Annotated in this window: 14 protein-coding genes; 7 read left to right on the top strand and 7 right to left on the bottom strand. The window is 45.8% G+C overall.

Annotated elements, in window-relative coordinates; translation table 11 throughout:
- Position 1: 1 nt before the first annotated feature.
- Positions 2-3,595: an acid-sensing system histidine kinase EvgS gene (evgS, locus tag ACJHW7_RS05030; RefSeq protein WP_071843980.1), complete on the top strand. Its 3,594-nt coding sequence runs from the start codon at positions 2-4 to the stop codon at positions 3,593-3,595.
- 55 nt (positions 3,596-3,650) lie between these two features.
- On the opposite strand, the gene yfdE is transcribed toward evgS, so the two are convergent.
- From yfdE to ACJHW7_RS05005, 5 genes are all read right to left on the bottom strand, one after another.
- Entirely contained in the window at positions 3,651-4,796 is a 1,146-nt protein-coding gene (yfdE, locus tag ACJHW7_RS05025; protein ID WP_001433504.1) for a CoA:oxalate CoA-transferase, read from the bottom strand.
- A gap of 73 nt (positions 4,797-4,869) precedes the next feature.
- Positions 4,870-5,814, bottom strand: a complete 945-nt coding sequence (gene yfdV, locus ACJHW7_RS05020; RefSeq protein WP_000955028.1) for a transporter YfdV — start codon at positions 5,812-5,814, stop codon at positions 4,870-4,872.
- A 69-nt stretch (positions 5,815-5,883) separates the two neighbouring features.
- Entirely contained in the window at positions 5,884-7,578 is a 1,695-nt protein-coding gene (oxc, locus tag ACJHW7_RS05015; RefSeq protein WP_001283490.1) for an oxalyl-CoA decarboxylase, read from the bottom strand.
- A 53-nt stretch (positions 7,579-7,631) separates the two neighbouring features.
- Positions 7,632-8,882 (bottom strand): formyl-CoA transferase, encoded by a 1,251-nt coding sequence (frc, locus tag ACJHW7_RS05010; RefSeq protein ID WP_000106757.1) that lies wholly within the window; start codon positions 8,880-8,882, stop codon positions 7,632-7,634.
- A gap of 511 nt (positions 8,883-9,393) precedes the next feature.
- Positions 9,394-10,026 carry a YfdX family protein gene (locus tag ACJHW7_RS05005; protein WP_000825604.1) on the bottom strand — a complete coding sequence of 211 codons (633 nt, stop codon included), beginning with the start codon at positions 10,024-10,026 and terminating at the stop codon, positions 9,394-9,396.
- 295 nt (positions 10,027-10,321) lie between these two features.
- Between ACJHW7_RS05005 and ypdI the strand changes: the two genes are divergently transcribed.
- Complete coding sequence (gene ypdI / locus ACJHW7_RS05000) at positions 10,322-10,597, top strand: colanic acid biosynthesis lipoprotein YpdI (RefSeq protein ID WP_000867657.1); 276 nt, start codon at positions 10,322-10,324, stop codon at positions 10,595-10,597.
- 76 nt (positions 10,598-10,673) lie between these two features.
- Here ypdI and ACJHW7_RS04995 read toward each other — a convergent pair whose 3' ends face one another.
- A complete protein-coding gene (locus tag ACJHW7_RS04995; RefSeq protein ID WP_000639883.1) occupies positions 10,674-10,916 on the bottom strand; it encodes a YfdY family protein in 243 nt (80 codons plus the stop codon).
- A gap of 352 nt (positions 10,917-11,268) precedes the next feature.
- Between ACJHW7_RS04995 and lpxP the strand changes: the two genes are divergently transcribed.
- Positions 11,269-12,189, top strand: a complete 921-nt coding sequence (gene lpxP, locus ACJHW7_RS04990; RefSeq protein WP_000484406.1) for a kdo(2)-lipid IV(A) palmitoleoyltransferase — start codon at positions 11,269-11,271, stop codon at positions 12,187-12,189.
- 355 nt (positions 12,190-12,544) lie between these two features.
- The gene (gene ypdK, locus ACJHW7_RS04985; protein WP_010723117.1) at positions 12,545-12,616 is read left to right on the top strand and encodes a membrane protein YpdK; all 72 of its coding nucleotides are present in this window, start codon (positions 12,545-12,547) and stop codon (positions 12,614-12,616) included.
- Positions 12,617-12,680: 64 nt separating this feature from the next.
- Here the strand turns inward: ypdK and alaC are convergent, their stop codons facing one another.
- The gene (gene alaC, locus ACJHW7_RS04980) at positions 12,681-13,919 is read right to left on the bottom strand and encodes an alanine transaminase (RefSeq protein ID WP_000785931.1); all 1,239 of its coding nucleotides are present in this window, start codon (positions 13,917-13,919) and stop codon (positions 12,681-12,683) included.
- 376 nt (positions 13,920-14,295) lie between these two features.
- Between alaC and ypdA the strand changes: the two genes are divergently transcribed.
- From ypdA to ACJHW7_RS04965, 3 genes are read left to right on the top strand one after another with little or no spacing between them, the layout of a single operon-like run.
- A complete protein-coding gene (gene ypdA, locus ACJHW7_RS04975; RefSeq protein WP_000544359.1) occupies positions 14,296-15,993 on the top strand; it encodes a two-component system sensor histidine kinase YpdA in 1,698 nt (565 codons plus the stop codon).
- Between the two features lie 14 nt (positions 15,994-16,007).
- Positions 16,008-16,742 (top strand): two-component system response regulator YpdB, encoded by a 735-nt coding sequence (ypdB, locus tag ACJHW7_RS04970; protein ID WP_001295458.1) that lies wholly within the window; start codon positions 16,008-16,010, stop codon positions 16,740-16,742.
- Positions 16,743-16,754: 12 nt separating this feature from the next.
- On the top strand, positions 16,755-17,612 hold the full coding sequence (locus tag ACJHW7_RS04965) for an AraC family transcriptional regulator (protein ID WP_021557051.1): 858 nt from the start codon (positions 16,755-16,757) through the stop codon (positions 17,610-17,612).
- The last annotated feature ends 1 nt before the right edge of the window (position 17,613 follow it).

The raw sequence follows: 17,613 nt of genomic DNA, 5'->3' as shown, positions 1-17,613 counted from the left end.
CATGAAGTTTTTACCCTATATTTTTCTTCTCTGTTGTGGTCTTTGGTCGACCATAAGTTTCGCAGACGAAGATTACATCGAATATCGTGGCATCAGTAGTAACAACCGTGTCACACTTGATCCACTACGTCTGAGCAACAAGGAATTACGTTGGTTAGCGAGCAAAAAAAATCTTGTGATTGCAGTACACAAGTCCCAAACGGCTACGTTGTTGCATACCGATTCGCAGCAACGGGTGCGTGGTATTAATGCTGATTATTTAAATCTTTTAAAAAGAGCGTTAAATATCAAATTAACACTCCGGGAATACGCCGATCATCAAAAAGCAATGGACGCGCTGGAAGAAGGTGAAGTCGATATAGTGTTATCACATTTAGTTGCTTCGCCGCCTCTTAATGATGACATTGCTGCAACCAAACCACTGATAATTACCTTTCCGGCGCTGGTCACCACCCTTCACGATTCAATGCGACCGCTTACCTCATCAAAACCAGTAAATATTGCTCGAGTAGCAAATTATCCCCCTGACGAGGTAATTCATCAATCATTTCCAAAAGCAACAATTATCTCTTTTACAAATTTATATCAGGCATTAGCATCCGTCTCAGCCGGACAGAATGATTACTTTATTGGTAGTAACATCATTACCAGCAGTATGATTTCCCGCTATTTCACTCACTCCTTAAATGTAGTGAAATATTATAACTCACCGCGTCAATATAATTTTTTCTTGACCAGAAAAGAATCTGTCGTTCTTAATGAAGTACTCAATCGATTTGTTGATGCTTTGACAAATGAAGTTCGCTATGAAGTATCACAAAATTGGCTTGATACAGGAAACCTGGCCTTTCTGAACAAACCATTAGAACTCACTGAACATGAAAAACAATGGATTAAGCAGCATCCCGATTTAAAGGTGCTGGAAAATCCTTACTCCCCTCCCTATTCTATGACGGATGAAAATGGCTCGGTTCGGGGCGTTATGGGGGATATTCTTAATATTATTACTTTGCAAACAGGTTTAAATTTTTCTCCGATCACCGTTTCACACAATATCCATGCTGGAACACAGCTGAATCCCGGCGGATGGGATATATTACCCGGTGCTATTTATAGTGAAGATAGAGAAAATAATGTTTTATTTGCTGAAGCCTTCATAACAACGCCTTACGTTTTTGTCATGCAAAAAGCGCCTGACAGTGAACAAACATTAAAAAAAGGAATGAAAGTTGCCATTCCATATTATTATGAGCTTCATTCGCAATTAAAAGAGATGTATCCGGAGGTAGAGTGGATAAAAGTCGATAACGCCAGCGCTGCATTTCACAAGGTCAAGGAAGGCGAACTTGATGCTCTGGTCGCGACACAGTTAAATTCGCGTTACATGATCGACCATTACTATCCTAATGAACTGTATCATTTTCTTATTCCCGGCGTTCCGAATGCATCGCTTTCGTTCGCTTTTCCTCGCGGAGAACCGGAACTTAAGGATATTATTAATAAAGCACTGAATGCAATCCCCCCAAGCGAAGTTCTGCGCCTGACCGAAAAATGGATTAAAATGCCCAATGTGACCATTGACACATGGGACCTCTATAGCGAGCAATTTTATATTGTTACGACATTATCCGTTTTATTAGTTGGCAGTAGCCTTTTATGGGGATTCTACCTGTTACGCTCAGTTCGTCGTCGTAAAGTCATTCAGGGTGATTTAGAAAACCAAATATCATTCCGGAAAGCGCTCTCGGACTCCTTACCGAATCCAACTTATGTTGTAAACTGGCAAGGTAATGTCATTAGTCACAATAGTGCATTTGAACATTATTTCACTGCTGATTACTACAAAAATGCAATGTTGCCATTAGAAAACAGTGAATCACCCTTTAAAGATGTTTTTTCTAATGCGCATGAAGTCACAGCAGAAACGAAAGAAAATCGAACAATATACACACAGGTATTTGAAATTGATAATGGCATCGAGAAAAGATGCATTAATCACTGGCATACATTATGCAATCTGCCAGCCAGCGATCATGCTGTTTATATTTGTGGTTGGCAAGATATTACCGAGACGCGTGATTTAATTCATGCACTCGAAGTAGAGAGAAATAAAGCGATCAATGCAACTGTCGCAAAAAGTCAGTTTCTGGCAACAATGAGTCACGAAATAAGAACACCAATAAGCTCCATTATGGGCTTCCTGGAACTTCTGTCGGGTTCTGGTCTTAGCAAGGAGCAACGGGTGGAGGCGATTTCACTTGCCTACGCCACCGGACAATCACTCCTCGGCTTAATTGGTGAAATCCTTGATGTCGACAAAATTGAATCGGGTAACTATCAACTTCAACCACAATGGGTCGATATCCCTACTTTAGTCCAGAACACTTGTCACTCTTTCGGTGCGATTGCTGCAAGCAAATCGATCGCATTAAGTTGCAGCAGTACGTTTCCTGAACATTACCTGGTTAAGATCGACCCTCAGGCGTTTAAGCAGGTCTTATCAAATTTACTGAGTAATGCTCTCAAATTTACCACCGAGGGGGCAGTAAAAATTACGACCTCCCTGGTTCACATTGATGACAACCACGCTGTAATCAAAATGACGATTATGGATTCTGGAAGTGGATTATCGCAGGAAGAACAACAACAACTGTTTAAACGCTATAGCCAAACAAGTGCAGGTCGTCAGCAAACAGGTTCTGGTTTAGGCTTAATGATCTGCAAAGAATTAATTAAAAACATGCAGGGTGATTTGTCATTAGAAAGTCATCCAGGCATAGGAACAACATTTACGATCACAATCCCGGTAGAAATTATCCAACAAGTGGCGACTGTCGAGGCAAAAGCAGAACAACCCATCACACTACCTGAAAAGTTGAGCATATTAATCGCGGATGATCATCCGACCAACAGGCTATTACTCAAACGCCAGCTAAATCTATTAGGATATGATGTTGATGAAGCCACTGATGGTGTGCAAGCGCTACACAAAGTCAGTATGCAACATTATGATCTGCTTATTACTGACGTTAATATGCCGAATATGGATGGTTTTGAGTTGACTCGCAAACTCCGTGAGCAAAATTCTTCCTTACCCATCTGGGGGCTTACAGCCAACGCACAGGCTAACGAACGTGAAAAAGGGTTAAATTGCGGCATGAACTTATGTTTGTTCAAACCGTTGACCCTGGATGTACTGAAAACACATTTAAGTCAGTTACACCAGGTTGCGCATATTGCACCTCAGTATCGCCACCTTGATATCGAAGCCCTGAAAAATAATACGGCGAACGATCTACAACTGATGCAGGAGATTCTCATGACTTTCCAGCATGAAACGCATAAAGATCTACCCGCTGCGTTTCATGCACTAGAAGCTGGCGATAACAGAACTTTCCATCAATGTATTCATCGCATCCACGGTGCGGCTAACATCCTGAATTTGCAAAAGTTGATTAATATTAGCCATCAGTTAGAAATAACACCTGTTTCAGATGACAGTAAGCCTGAAATTCTTCAGTTGCTGAACTCTGTAAAAGAACACATTGCAGAGCTGGACCAGGAGATTGCTGTTTTCTGTCAGCAAAATGACTAAATAGCGGCTCCCACAATGTTCAAATGTGGGAGCTATTTACCAGCACATCTTACATTTATGATGAGAACTCCTGGCGAATTTGCTCCCCATGCTGGTCGAGCGTTGCCGCTCCCGGCATAACATGCGGGTCCGCGCAGCCACTGATTTTTATCGGATTACCCGGCATCATTATTCCCCCGGCTTCAATCAACATATTTCTCGCCTGAGTTTGTGGCAAATTAATGGCCTCAGCCACACTTAATAACGGCGCGACGGGCACACCGACTTCATGTATTTTGGCTAACCAAACTTCAGCTGCCTGCGTTTTTAACGTCCGCTCAATATATTGTTTAAGAATAGCCTGGTTTTGTACGCGTAAAATATTGCTGCTAAATCTGGGATCATTAACCAGTTCCGTAAGCTCCAGTGCCTGGCATAACGCAGAAAAAAGCTTGTCATTACCACAACAAATCGTAATCGGCTTATCCTGAGTATCGAAAACATCAAAAGGTGCCATGTAGGGATGGCGATTTCCCAGGCGTTGTGGTGACTTCCCTGTCGCAATATATGCCATCAGACCATGCTCCAGAAAACTCAGCGTGGCATCAAACATCGCTATATCGACATGCGCCCCTCTTTGGCTCTTTTCGCGGCCATAAAGTGCACTCACTATTCCGCTGAATAAATAAACACCGCCGCATAGATCCGCAAGAGAGGTACCAACACGCACTGGCGGAGCATCAGGGTACCCTGTTTCCATCATTATCCCGCTCATTGCCTGAATGATGGTATCGTAGGCAGGAGCATCTTTTAGCGGACCGGTATGTCCGAAACCTGACGATGAAGCATATATGAGGCGCGGGTTGATTTCTTGTAACCTTTCCCATGAAAACCCCAGTTTTTCCATTGTACCTGGGCGAAAATTCTCAGCTAATACATCAGCTTGTTTAAGCATATTTATAAATATACTTTTATCGTGATCATTCTTTAAATCAAGAACCACACTCTCTTTACCATGATTAATAAAACTGTAATAGAGTGACTGTCCATCCACATAGGGACCAAATGTGCGGGTATCATCACCATGACCTGGTGGCTCAACTTTAATTACCCTTGCGCCCATATTACAAAGAAGTTGAGTTCCGAAAGGTCCATTAAGGACATGTGTCATATCGATAACTAATAAGCCTTCAAACGGCCCTTTGCTTTCATTATTTGTCATTTGCTTATGCCTTGAAAAAAGCCGAAGGTGAAAAGACACTTCGGCATTTATGTAAAATCAATAACATGATTAATTATGAAACCAGTCGACTGACATAAATCCACAAGGGAGCCGTGACGACAAAACCCAGTACGCTCACAGCCAATGACGCTGTACCAGTGCGGGTGTAGACATTAAACCGGCTGGCAATAATGATTCCGGAGAATGCCGGCGGTAATGCGCCTGCCAGTACCATCATCTGCAGATGTTCGCTGTTCAGATGACATGCCATACCAACAAGAAGCAGCGCCAGTGGCATCAGAATCAGCTTCAGGAAGGTGTTATAAGCAATTTCGGCACTGAACTCGAATTTATGTGCAGCCAGAGTCAACCCCGCAGCGAATACCGCTACCCCTGAGTTAGCCTTCGCAATCAGATTAAAGGTTGGGTCCCATGCTGCCGGAATTTTTACCCCAACCAGCACCAGGATCGTTGCCAGAACAGGTGCCCATACTACAGGCTCCTTTGCCGCAGAAATTAATGCGCTCAGATTACTATTCTTCTTACCATCCGCTCCTGAGGAAGGATTCAGCAAATACAGACCAATAGGAATAGTAATTGCGTTAACAATAATAGAAATAATTGCTACCACTAAACCTGTTGATACGGAATCACCATAAATAGGATCGAGAACTGCAAATCCCAGGAATCCAATAGTAGGTGAACCTGCAATTAATGCACATACAGCTGCTTCTGCATGAGTACGTTTAAAAAATTTGTAGCAACCGAACCAGGAGAAAAAGAAACATCCGACAATAACCACAAGTGATACAAGGGTCAGACGAGTGTCCGCAAAAATCATTTCCCTGTTTGCCCGGGTAATAGATACAAATAGAGCCGCAGGAAGCGCGTAGTTTAATACCAGTTTATTAAATGCCCGAGCTTGATCTTCTGAAAATGTTTCTCGTCTGCCGCTAAAATAACCCAACAGCATGATTACGATAATAGGCAATAAATCGCCAATAAAAAATGTTAGCATAATAGTATTTCCGATAAGGGTCCCCTCACCATCGCATAATGAGTTGGCAAGAGGAGACGATGTCAGTATTTAATTACCAGCGACTTGTTTTGGGTTCAGTTTGGTAATATGGCCACTTTCAGTTCCTGCTGCAGGGTCGATGACCACGTTAATAATGGTCGGTTTGCGCGACTGAATACCGGTGGTTAAAGCATGACGAAGTTCATCTGTCGTGGTGACGTTATAGCCAACGCCACGAAACGCATCCATTAATTTGTCATACCTTGCATGGTGCAACAGATCCGTTGGTGATGGTGCACCAGCGCCACTGAGATCAACACCGTCTCCTCTGTAGATGCCGCCATTATTAAAAATAACGATTGTCACCGGCAGGTTATATCGACAAATCGTTTCAATTTCCATCCCACTGAAACCAAAAGCACTATCACCTTCAATGGCGACAACCGGAGAACCAGAAGTCACGCTAGCACCGATGGCATAGCCCATACCGATGCCCATGACACCCCAGGTGCCACAATCCAGACGACGACGTGGTTTATACATATCAATAATATTTCGTGCATTATCCAGGGTATTTGCCCCTTCATTAACTAAATAAATATCCTGGTTCTCACGCAATACATCGCGCACAGCACTCAATGCATTAAAGTAATTTAATGGTTGGGTATCTGTACTCAATTTTTCATGCATTTTTTGTGCATTTTGCTGCTTGTGGATATTTAAAATATCGCGCCATACCAGTGGAGTCGTAAATGTGTTTTGTTTCAGTTCTGCCAGCATACCTTGCATACTGGATGCAATATCGCCAACGACTGGCACAGCAATGGGGCGGTTGCTGTCAATTTCCTGCGGTTCAATATCCAGTTGAATAAACTGTGTATCTGCCGCCCATCCTTTTTTACCGTGTGCCAGTAACCAATTCAGTCGTGCACCAACAAGCATGACAACGTCAGCATTTGCCAGGGCAAACGAACGCGCAGCTGCCGCAGAAAGTGGATGCGTATCTTCGAGGATCCCTTTCGCCATAGACATTGGCAGGAATGGAATCTGGGCACTTTCAATAAATTCACGAAGCTGTTCGTCAGCTTGTGAATACGCCGCGCCTTTGCCAAGGATAATTAATGGCCGTTCAGCTTTTGCTAAAAGCGAAATTGCGCTAGTGACTGACTTCGGGCATGGCAATAATGCTGGCGACGGATTTTCAACTTTTACAATCGTGGTTAACGCTTCGTCTTTTTCCATCGTCGCGGCCAGGACATTTGCTGGCAAATCAAGATAAACTCCGCCAGGGCGACCCGATACTGAGACCCGGATAGCGCGTGCCAATGCAATGCCAAGATCCTGCGGCTGATTAACGCGAAATGCTGCTTTGGCATACGGTTTTGCCGCATTCATTTGGTCCAGCTCTTCATAATCACCTTGCTGTAGGTCGACGATCGCGCGGTCGCTGGAGCCGCTAATCATGATCATCGGAAAACCATTTACCGTTGCGTTGGCCAATGCGGTCAAACCATTGAGGAATCCTGGCGCAGACACTGTCAGGCAGATCCCTGGTTTTTGGGTAAGAAAACCGCTTGCCGCAGCGGCATAGCCTGCCGACTGCTCATGACGAAAACCAATATAACGAATGCCTTCCGCCTGGGCATGGCGCGCCATATCCGTCACAGGAATACCTACAACACCATAAATAGTGTCAATATTATTCTGTTTTAATGCTTCAACGATGATATGCATACCATCTGTCATTTGAAGTTGATCTGACATGATTAATAACCTCGAAATTTTTATAAATTGGGAGCCAGAAGCCCCCGTTAATATCAGATGGCGTGGTTTTGCTTCATTGCAGCAATTTCATCGTCGCTATAACCCAGCTCCTGCAATACAGCAGCGGTATGTTCACCTAATAGCGGCGCAGCTTTAATATCTGGCGTAAAGGCAGAGAATTTCATTGGACAACCAACTGTCAGATATTTTCCACGCAACGGTTGTTCCACTTCGACAACACTGCCACTTTGGCGCAAAGAGGGATCAAGTGAAATTTCTTTCATACTTAAAACCGGTGCACAAGGAATATCAAATTGAGTCAAATAGGCCACCGCTTCATGTTTATCAATAGTGACAGTGTATTTTTCGATTTCAGCAAAAATATCGAAAATATGTGGCTGTCGGGCATGGGCTGTACTGTATGCCGGATCGGTAATCCAATCTGGTTTGCCGATGGCTTTGCAGGTGTTTTCCCAGTTTTGCTCCTGAATAGTGAAATAAATATAGGCGTTAGGATCGGTTTCCCAACCTTTACATTTCAGGATCCAGCCAGGCTGACCGCCACCACCCGCATTACCTCCGCGGGGAACTGCATCACCAAATGTGCCATTCGGATACTGCGGGTATTCTTCCAGATAACCCAATTTATCGAGACGCTGCTGGTCGCGTAATTTCACGCGGCAAAGGTTCAATACGGCATCCTGCATTGACATGGTGACTCGTTGCCCACGCCCCGTTTTTTCGCGATGCAGCAAAGCAGCAAGTAAACCGATCAGTAAATGCATTCCGGTGTTGCTGTCACCCAACGCTGCAGCGCTTACCAGCGGCGGACCGTCCCAAAAACCCGTAGTGGATGCCGCGCCACCCGCTGCCTGAGCAACGTTTTCATAGGCTTTTACATTCACATAAGGCGAACACTCATCAAACCCTTTGATCGAACCAAAAATCAGACGTGGATTGATTTCTTGAATATGCTCCCAGGTGAAACCCATGTGATCAATGGCCCCTGGATGAAAGTTCTCGACTAAGATATCAGCTTCGCGGATCAGCTTTTCCATTACCTCTTTGCCTTCCGCTGTTTTGGTATTTAACTCAATAGAACGTTTGTTACTGTTAAGCATGGTGAAGTAAAGCGCATCGATATCAGGAATATCTCGCAGCTGGTGACGCGTTACGTCACCAACGCCGGGACGTTCAATTTTAATAACGTCAGCGCCAAACCAGGCCAGCATTTGAGTACAAGATGGGCCAGATTGCACACCGGTGAAATCGAGAACTTTAATTCCTTGAAGTGGAGTTGACATAGCAATACCTATTAGTTAATTAAATATGTGTTAATTTAGCGTTTATTTAAGGCATAACGCCTCTATAAATAATCCGCAAAATATCGTCGTAGCTGCACTCGATATTTTTACATTCCTGTATCAAGTGCTGAAAATCATTTCATCGCTACTTCCAATTCCTTTCTGCATGGTAAGTAGTGAGGACGAAAAGAAGAATATGATAAATATTGGTTCGTGGTAATCAGAGAGAGTCGCGACATTTGTGATGTTATTCTTACAACTGTAAGAAGCGCCGGTGATTTACAAGTAAGGGTATGATTACGCTTTTTAAAGCGTACCATAAAATATAACATATTAAATGATTTGTGATGACACGGGATTATTGCGGTTTACTTTGAGGAATATAAAATGCGAGTTTATAGAACAGCGAGCGCCAAATAATTTTATGACCACAACCTGTCGTATTGTGGTCATAAAAAATTGTCGTCTGGAGGGAGTTAAATCCTTTACCTCAATATACTGCCAGTCAGCATTAGTTCACAAACAGTGCTTCGCTATCGACGATGATTCCATCTTCCGCACCTTTAAGCGCCAGGTTTGCCTCGTAGTATTGCTTTTTATCAAGCAGTTTCTGCGCATCAGCAAGTGCATTACGAGTCTGTTTAAGCGGCATCAGATATTGGTTTTCCATTACACCAACACCGGCCAGGCGAAGCTCTTCCATTGCGCCCTTTTTATCCCCTTTCGCCATTTTTTCATTGGCAATTTTTATCGCGGCTTCTTTTTCGGGTGTCGCTACATAACTCTCAGAAATTCCGACAGATGCATTAATGACAATATATTGGTCATCATTGAGATTGGTCTTTTTACCTGGCTTAGCGAACTTTGCCCATTCGGTACTGTCATCTGACAACAAAGCGGAAGCTTCATTGGTCAGTTCTTTTGCCTTTTCCGGATCGCCATGAAACAGAGCCAGGCGCGCTACCTGCACGTCACGCATCGCATATAAACCTTGTTCAGAGATACGCTCTGCTGCTGCCGTTTTCTGGGTTTGCTGAACTTGCTGAGTTTGCTGTTGTGCCGCTACCGGTGCATTATCAGCAGCCCATACAGTTGAAGATGCCAGAATAGCTGTGACCATCGTAGCCATAATTAAACGTTTCATACTTACCTCATTCTTTAACAGTTTTAGAAAACGCCGCCATCATATTGGGTGAGCATGAAATGAGAAATCAGAGAGCAACGGTCATTTTGAAAGGGTTATCTTACACTTGTAGTTATTATCGCAAGAAGTATTTTAATCTTACAGTTGTAGGAATCTGCTTCCTGTCACAGAGAACTATTCTTATATACCACAAAGAGATGTCATTTATTATATCGATGTAAATACTGATTAATTATATGTAAATACAGCCATAACGTCGTAGGTTTTCAGTGAACCATTTTCAGGATAACTTTCTATGAAAGTAAACTTAATGCTTTTTAGCTTATTTTTATTGGTCTCTATTATGGCATGCAATGTTTTTGCATTTTCTATTTCTGGTGGTGGTAGTGAGGCGAGCTATAAAGAGACGGAAAAAACGTCAGCGATGACGACAACTCACTCTACAAAATTTCAGCCATCACAGGCGATTTTGTTTAAGATGAGAGAAGATGCGCCACCATTAAACCTCACAGAAGAAACCACGCCCACTTATCCGACAAAGGCGAGTTATCTTATTCATCCTGTGCGATAGCGTCTGTCACATGGCAGGTGAGCAATCATGTCTGATGCTGATGTGAACACCTGCCCAAATGAGCCATCCTGACCCACTACCGCCTGCCATACCCCACCATAAAGCGAATCATCAAGCCACAAGCCGGGGCAAGAAACATAAATATCCCCGTCACCAGTTCATTACCGCCTGTTAACCACATGGTGAAGTAATAAATGAGTGCAGCGAGGATCACCATGCCGAAGAAAGAAGAGACCGCCGATACCACGTTCAGTACCTGACCGATGTAGCCGCTTACGCAGACAATACACAGGGCGAGAAACATCCATAAATAAATCATAGCTCAACCTCCTGCCGCGCTAAAAAACCTGTAACTTCAGTCACTTTAATAGTAAGACAATCCTTAACCTCTGGCAATTTTTGCTAAGCATCAATGAAAACAGTATGTTAAATGCAAGACTGTTATGTACGGAAAAATATTTACTTTGCACGATTAATAATCAGTAGCTGAAAGCAGTCAGCCAGTGATAAAGTAGAGCCACCGCATTCATGCTCCTCGTGGTTATGTCCTGACTAGTCTTTACACTCTTTACAGGAACCATTGTCGTACATGATGGCCCAACCAATTGAGTGTACCGCTGTCGACATGGAATCTTCTGCGATACAACAATTCGTATCTACAGAAGGTAACTATGTTTCCACAATGCAAATTTTCCCGCGAGTTTCTACATCCTCGCTACTGGCTCACATGGTTTGGGCTTGGTGTACTCTGGCTTTGGGTACAGCTTCCTTATCCTGTTCTCTGCTTTCTCGGCACGCGTATTGGCGCAATGGCGCGACCATTCCTGAAACGGCGTGAATCTATCGCCCGTAAAAACCTGGAACTTTGCTTCCCGCAGCATTCTGCGGAAGAACGCGAGAAGATGATTGCCGAAAACTTTCGTTCACTCGGCATGGCGCTGGTAGAAACCGGCATGGCGTGGTTCTGGCCCGACAGTCGCGTACGTAAATGGTTTGATGTTGAAGGGCTGGATAACCTTAAACGCGCACAAATGCAAAATCGCGGCGTAATGGTTGTCGGCGTCCATTTTATGTCGCTGGAACTGGGCGGCCGCGTGATGGGACTTTGTCAGCCAATGATGGCTACCTATCGTCCACATAATAATCAGCTGATGGAATGGGTGCAGACCCGTGGTCGCATGCGCTCTAACAAAGCGATGATCGGCAGAAATAATCTGCGCGGCATTGTCAGTGCACTGAAGAAAGGTGAAGCGGTATGGTTTGCTCCCGATCAGGATTATGGTCGTAAAGGCAGCTCCTTCGCGCCGTTCTTTGCGGTAGAAAATGTCGCCACAACCAATGGCACCTATGTTCTCTCCCGTCTCTCTGGCGCAGCCATGTTGACCGTAACGATGGTAAGAAAAGCGGATTACAGCGGATATCGTTTGTTCATCACCCCAGAGATGGAAGGCTACCCGACAGATGAAAATCAAGCCGCTGCCTATATGAACAAGATTATCGAGAAAGAAATCATGCGCGCACCGGAGCAGTACCTCTGGATCCACCGTCGCTTTAAAACGCGCCCGGTGGGAGAATCGTCGTTATACATTTAACAAACTGCTCTGACTCTTTACCTCCTCACATAAGCCATAATAACCTCATGGTTTTTATGGCTTTTTTCTTAAGGTTTTTTCCTTCGCTGAATATCTAATTATTACCGTCAGAAATTAAACTGTCGCCGATATGAGACACCTGTAAGTTACTAAAAGTAAATAAGAAAATGCCTCTTGTCTCGTTTCAGTTTTAGGCGTACATTAGCGCCGTCTCGAGCAGTTTAGCTCAGAATTCTGGGGTGATGCCCACGGTAAAATACAGGACTTTTAAGGTCGTTTTGCCCGGTGTCAACTCACTGTATCAGGTGTAATGAAGTCATTCAGGCGTAACAGCAATTACGCGGAGAGATGTAAAGTGAAATATTTCTTTATGGGCATTTCTTTTATGGTCATCGTTTGGGCCGGTACTTTTGCCCTGATGATCTAAAAGCAAACTGTGCAATGAAAAACAGGAGCCATCAGGCTCCTGTTTGCATTTCTGAGGTCGGTGTTTATTCCGCGTTTTCGTGAATATGTTTGCTGCTGGCGGGTAGTAAACCGTCGGCACGGAACATCGCTTTAATCCCACGAATCGCCTGACGAATACGGTCGCGGTTTTCAATCAGTGCAAAGCGCACATGCGTATCACCATAGTCGCCAAAGCCAATCCCCGGAGAGACACAGACCTTCGCTTCGTTAAGCAATTTCTTGGCAAATTCCAGCGAGCCCATGGCAGCATACGGTTCCGGTATTTTCGCCCAGACATACATCGAAGCCTTCGGCATTTCGACCATCCAGCCCGCTTCATGCAGCCCTTTAACCAATACATCACGGCGGCGTTTGTACTGTTCGGCAATGTCGCGCACGCACTGTTGATCGCCCTCGAGTGCCGCAATCGCCGCCACCTGCAACGGCGTAAAGGTGCCGTAATCGTGATAGCTTTTAATACGTGCCAGGGCGCTGACCAGCGTTTTGTTGCCAACCATAAAGCCGATACGCCAGCCCGCCATGTTGTAGCTTTTCGACAGCGTAAAGAACTCGACCGCCACATCGCGTGCACCCGGCACCTGCATGATTGACGGCGCTTTCCAGCCATCGTAGACGATATCGGCATAGGCCAGGTCATGGACCACCAGCACATCGTAGCGTTTCGCCAGCGCCACAACCTTTTCGAAGAACTCCAGTTCCACGCATTGCGCGGTTGGGTTCGACGGGAAGCCGAGGATCATCATCTTCGGTTTCGGATAACTTTCACGAATGGCGCGCTCCAGTTCGTTGAAGAAATCGACACCTTCCACCAGCGGCACTGAGCGTACCTGAGCCCCGGCAATCACCGCGCCGTAAATATGAATGGGGTAACTTGGATTCGGCACCAGCACTGTGTCACCGTGATCCAGTGTCGCCAGCATCAGATGCGCCAGGCCCTCTTTCGAACCAATAGTGACGATGGCTTCTGATTCCGGGTCGATTTCAACGTCGTAGCGATCCTGATACCAGCGGGAAATGGCGCGACGTAGCCGCGGAATACCGCGTGAAGTGGAGTAACCATGCGTGTCCGGGCGCTGGGCCACAGTACATAATTTTTCGACGATATGCGGCGGAGTCGCACCGTCCGGGTTACCCATACTGAAATCGATAATATCTTCGCCGCGCCGACGCGCAGCCATTTTCAGTTCAGCGGTAATGTTAAAAACATAGGGCGGGAGACGATCAATGCGCGTAAAGCGACGTTCAGGGCGAGTGTCAGCCATAATTTCCTCAGATTAACGTTAGCGCCCGGACCGTCCGAGCGACGCTGCCACGATGGTGGCTGTTTTGAAAATAGCCTGATTAATTTCTGTCTGTCCAGCGTTTTAGAACATTTTTATTAATGACGTTAAATGAGGAACTCTGCTTTAAAAACAGGAAAATTATCTGCGCTAACAAGAAAATTACCACTCATTTTATTAACATAATAATTTCAATAAATTTACCAACCAGAAGTGCATTATCAAGAGATGCATTGCTAATACACCATTTATCTATCAATCCCCTTTTAAAATTGTGGTTTTTCCTCAAAAACGGCCTGCTGGTCATCAGCCTTCAGGTTACCTATCATAGAGGTTTAATCCTTATTCAGAGTCACCCGTGCACGAAATATTCAACATGCTGCTGGCGGTCTTCGATCGGGCAGCGTTAATGCTTATCTGCCTGTTCTTTCTCATCCGTATCCGCCTGTTTCGCGAACTGTTGCACAAGTCGGCACACTCACCGAAAGAGTTGCTCGCCGTTACCGCCATTTTCTCTCTGTTCGCCCTCTTCAGCACCTGGTCCGGCGTTCCCGTAGAAGGCTCGCTGGTGAACGTACGTATTATCGCGGTGATGTCCGGCGGGATTCTGTTTGGCCCGTGGGTGGGCATCATTACCGGCGTGATTGCGGGTATTCATCGTTATTTAATTGATATCGGTGGCGTGACGGCGATCCCCTGCTTTATCACCAGCATTCTGGCTGGTTGTATATCGGGCTGGATCAACCTGAAAATCCCCAAAGCACAGCGCTGGCGCGTCGGTATTCTCGGCGGCATGTTGTGTGAAACGTTGACCATGATTCTGGTGATTGTCTGGGCACCAACTACCGCGTTGGGGATCGATATCGTCTCTAAAATCGGGATTCCAATGATCCTCGGCAGCGTCTGTATCGGCTTTATTGTGCTTCTGGTGCAAAGCGTTGAGGGCGAAAAAGAGGCCAGCGCCGCGCGGCAGGCCAAGTTGGCGCTGGATATCGCCAACAAAACGCTACCTCTGTTTCGCCATGTCAATAGCGAGTCATTACGCAAAGTTTGTGAAATTATTCGCGATGACATTCACGCCGATGCGGTGGCGATTACCAATACCGATCATGTGCTGGCCTATGTTGGCGTGGGTGAACATAACTATCAGAATGGCGATGACTTCATTAGCCCGACTACCCGTCAGGCGATGAATTACGGAAAAATCATCATTAAAAACAATGATGAAGCCCACCGCACACCAGAGATTCATTCCATGCTGGTGATCCCATTGTGGGAGAAAGGCGTTGTGACCGGAACGCTGAAAATTTACTACTGCCACGCGCATCAGATAACCTCGTCATTACAGGAAATGGCGGTTGGTCTGTCGCAAATCATCTCCACGCAACTGGAGGTTTCACGCGCCGAGCAGCTACGTGAAATGGCAAATAAGGCAGAGCTTCGCGCCCTGCAAAGCAAAATTAATCCCCATTTCCTGTTTAACGCTTTGAACGCTATTTCATCGTCAATCCGTCTGAATCCGGATACTGCTCGCCAGCTGATCTTTAATCTGTCGCGTTATCTGCGCTATAACATTGAATTAAAAGACGATGAGCAAATCGATATCAAAAAAGAGCTGTATCAAATTAAAGACTATATTGCCATTGAGCAGGCCCGCTTTGGCGACAAGCTGACGGTTATCTATGATATTGATGAAGAGGTGAATTGCTGCATTCCCAGCCTGCTGATCCAGCCGTTGGTGGAGAATGCCATTGTCCACGGTATCCAGCCTTGCAAAGGTAAAGGCGTTGTCACCATCAGCGTTGCAGAGTGCGGCAATCGGGTACGCATTGCCGTGCGGGATACCGGGCACGGCATCGATCCAAAGGTGATTGAGCGGGTCGAAGCGAATGAAATGCCGGGCAATAAAATTGGCCTGCTGAATGTCCATCATCGCGTGAAGTTATTGTATGGCGAGGGGCTGCATATCCGCCGCCTGGAACCAGGAACGGAAATTGCGTTTTACATTCCTAACCAACGCACCCCAGTCGCCTCACAGGCTACGTTATTGCTTTGAGCCGGAGTGATATTGTGAAAGTCATCATTGTTGAAGACGAATTCCTGGCACAACAGGAACTGAGCTGGCTAATTAAAGAGCACAGCCAGATGGAGATTGTCGGCACCTTTGACGACGGTCTGGACGTGTTGAAGTTTTTGCAGCATAACCGCGTCGACGCCATTTTTCTGGATATCAATATTCCGTCGCTGGATGGTGTGTTGCTGGCGCAAAACATCAGCCAGTTCGCCCATAAACCGTTTATTGTGTTCATCACCGCGTGGAAAGAACATGCGGTAGAAGCGTTTGAACTGGAGGCGTTTGACTACATTCTCAAACCGTATCAGGAGTCACGCATTACCGGGATGCTGCAAAAACTGGAAGCGGCCTGGCAACAACAGCAGACCAGCAGCACGCCTGCCGCGACGGTAACGCGTGAGAATGACACCATTAATCTGGTGAAAGATGAGCGAATAATCGTCACGCCAATTAACGATATCTATTACGCCGAAGCGCACGAGAAAATGACCTTTGTCTATACGCGGCGTGAATCCTACGTAATGCCGATGAACATTACCGAATTTTGCAGCAAACTGCCGCCGTCGCATTTTTTCCGCTGCCATCGCTCATTTTGTGTCAATCTGAACAAAATCCGCGAAATCGAACCGTGGTTTAATAACACCTATATTCTGCGGCTGAAAGATCTGGATTTTGAAGTGCCAGTCAGCCGCAGCAAAGTAAAAGAATTTCGCCAGTTAATGCATCTTTAATCGGGAACTTTCATGAAAGCACCAGGCTTGCCCGCCGATCAACAATTTTTCGCCGATCTGTTCAGCGGCCTGGTGCTTAACCCGCAACTACTGGGGCGCGTCTGGTTTGCCAGCCAGCCTGCCTCGTTGCCGGTGGGCAGTTTATGTATTGATTTTCCCCGTCTGGATATCGTGCTGCGCGGCGAATACGGCAATCTGCTGGAAGCAAAGCAGCAACGTTTGGTGGAAGGAGAAATGCTGTTTATTCCGGCGCGCGCGGCTAATTTACCGATCAACAACAAACCGGTGATGCTGTTAAGTCTGGTGTTCGCACCGACCTGGCTTGGGTTATCGTTTTACGATAGCCGCACCACGTCGTTGTTGCATCCTGCTCGCCAGATCCAGCTTCCCAGCCTGCAACGCGGTGAAGGTGAAGCGATACTTACCGCCCTCACCCATCTTAGCCGTTCGCCGCTGGAGCAGAATATCATTCAGCCACTGGTGTTAAGTTTGCTGCATCTTTGCCGCAACGTGGTGAATATGCCACCGGGCAATTCGCAGCCGCGCGGCGATTTTCTCTATCACAGCATTTGTAACTGGGTTCAGGATAATTATGCCCAGCAGCTCACCCGCGAGAGCGTGGCACAGTTTTTTAATATCACGCCCAATCATCTGTCAAAACTGTTTGCTCAGCATGGAACAATGCGTTTTATCGAATATGTGCGTTGGGTGCGAATGGCGAAGGCGAGGATGATTTTGCAGAAATATCATCTGTCAATTCATGAAGTGGCACAGCGTTGCGGTTTTCCGGATAGCGACTATTTTTGTCGCGTTTTCCGGCGTCAGTTTGGTCTGACGCCGGGAGAGTACAGCGCCCGTTTTCAGGGCTAAC

The organism is Escherichia sp. WS1152 (assembly GCF_046487665.1).
GTDB classification, from domain to species: Bacteria; Pseudomonadota; Gammaproteobacteria; order Enterobacterales; family Enterobacteriaceae; genus Escherichia; species Escherichia coli.
This window is presented reverse-complemented; position numbering and strand designations above follow the sequence as displayed.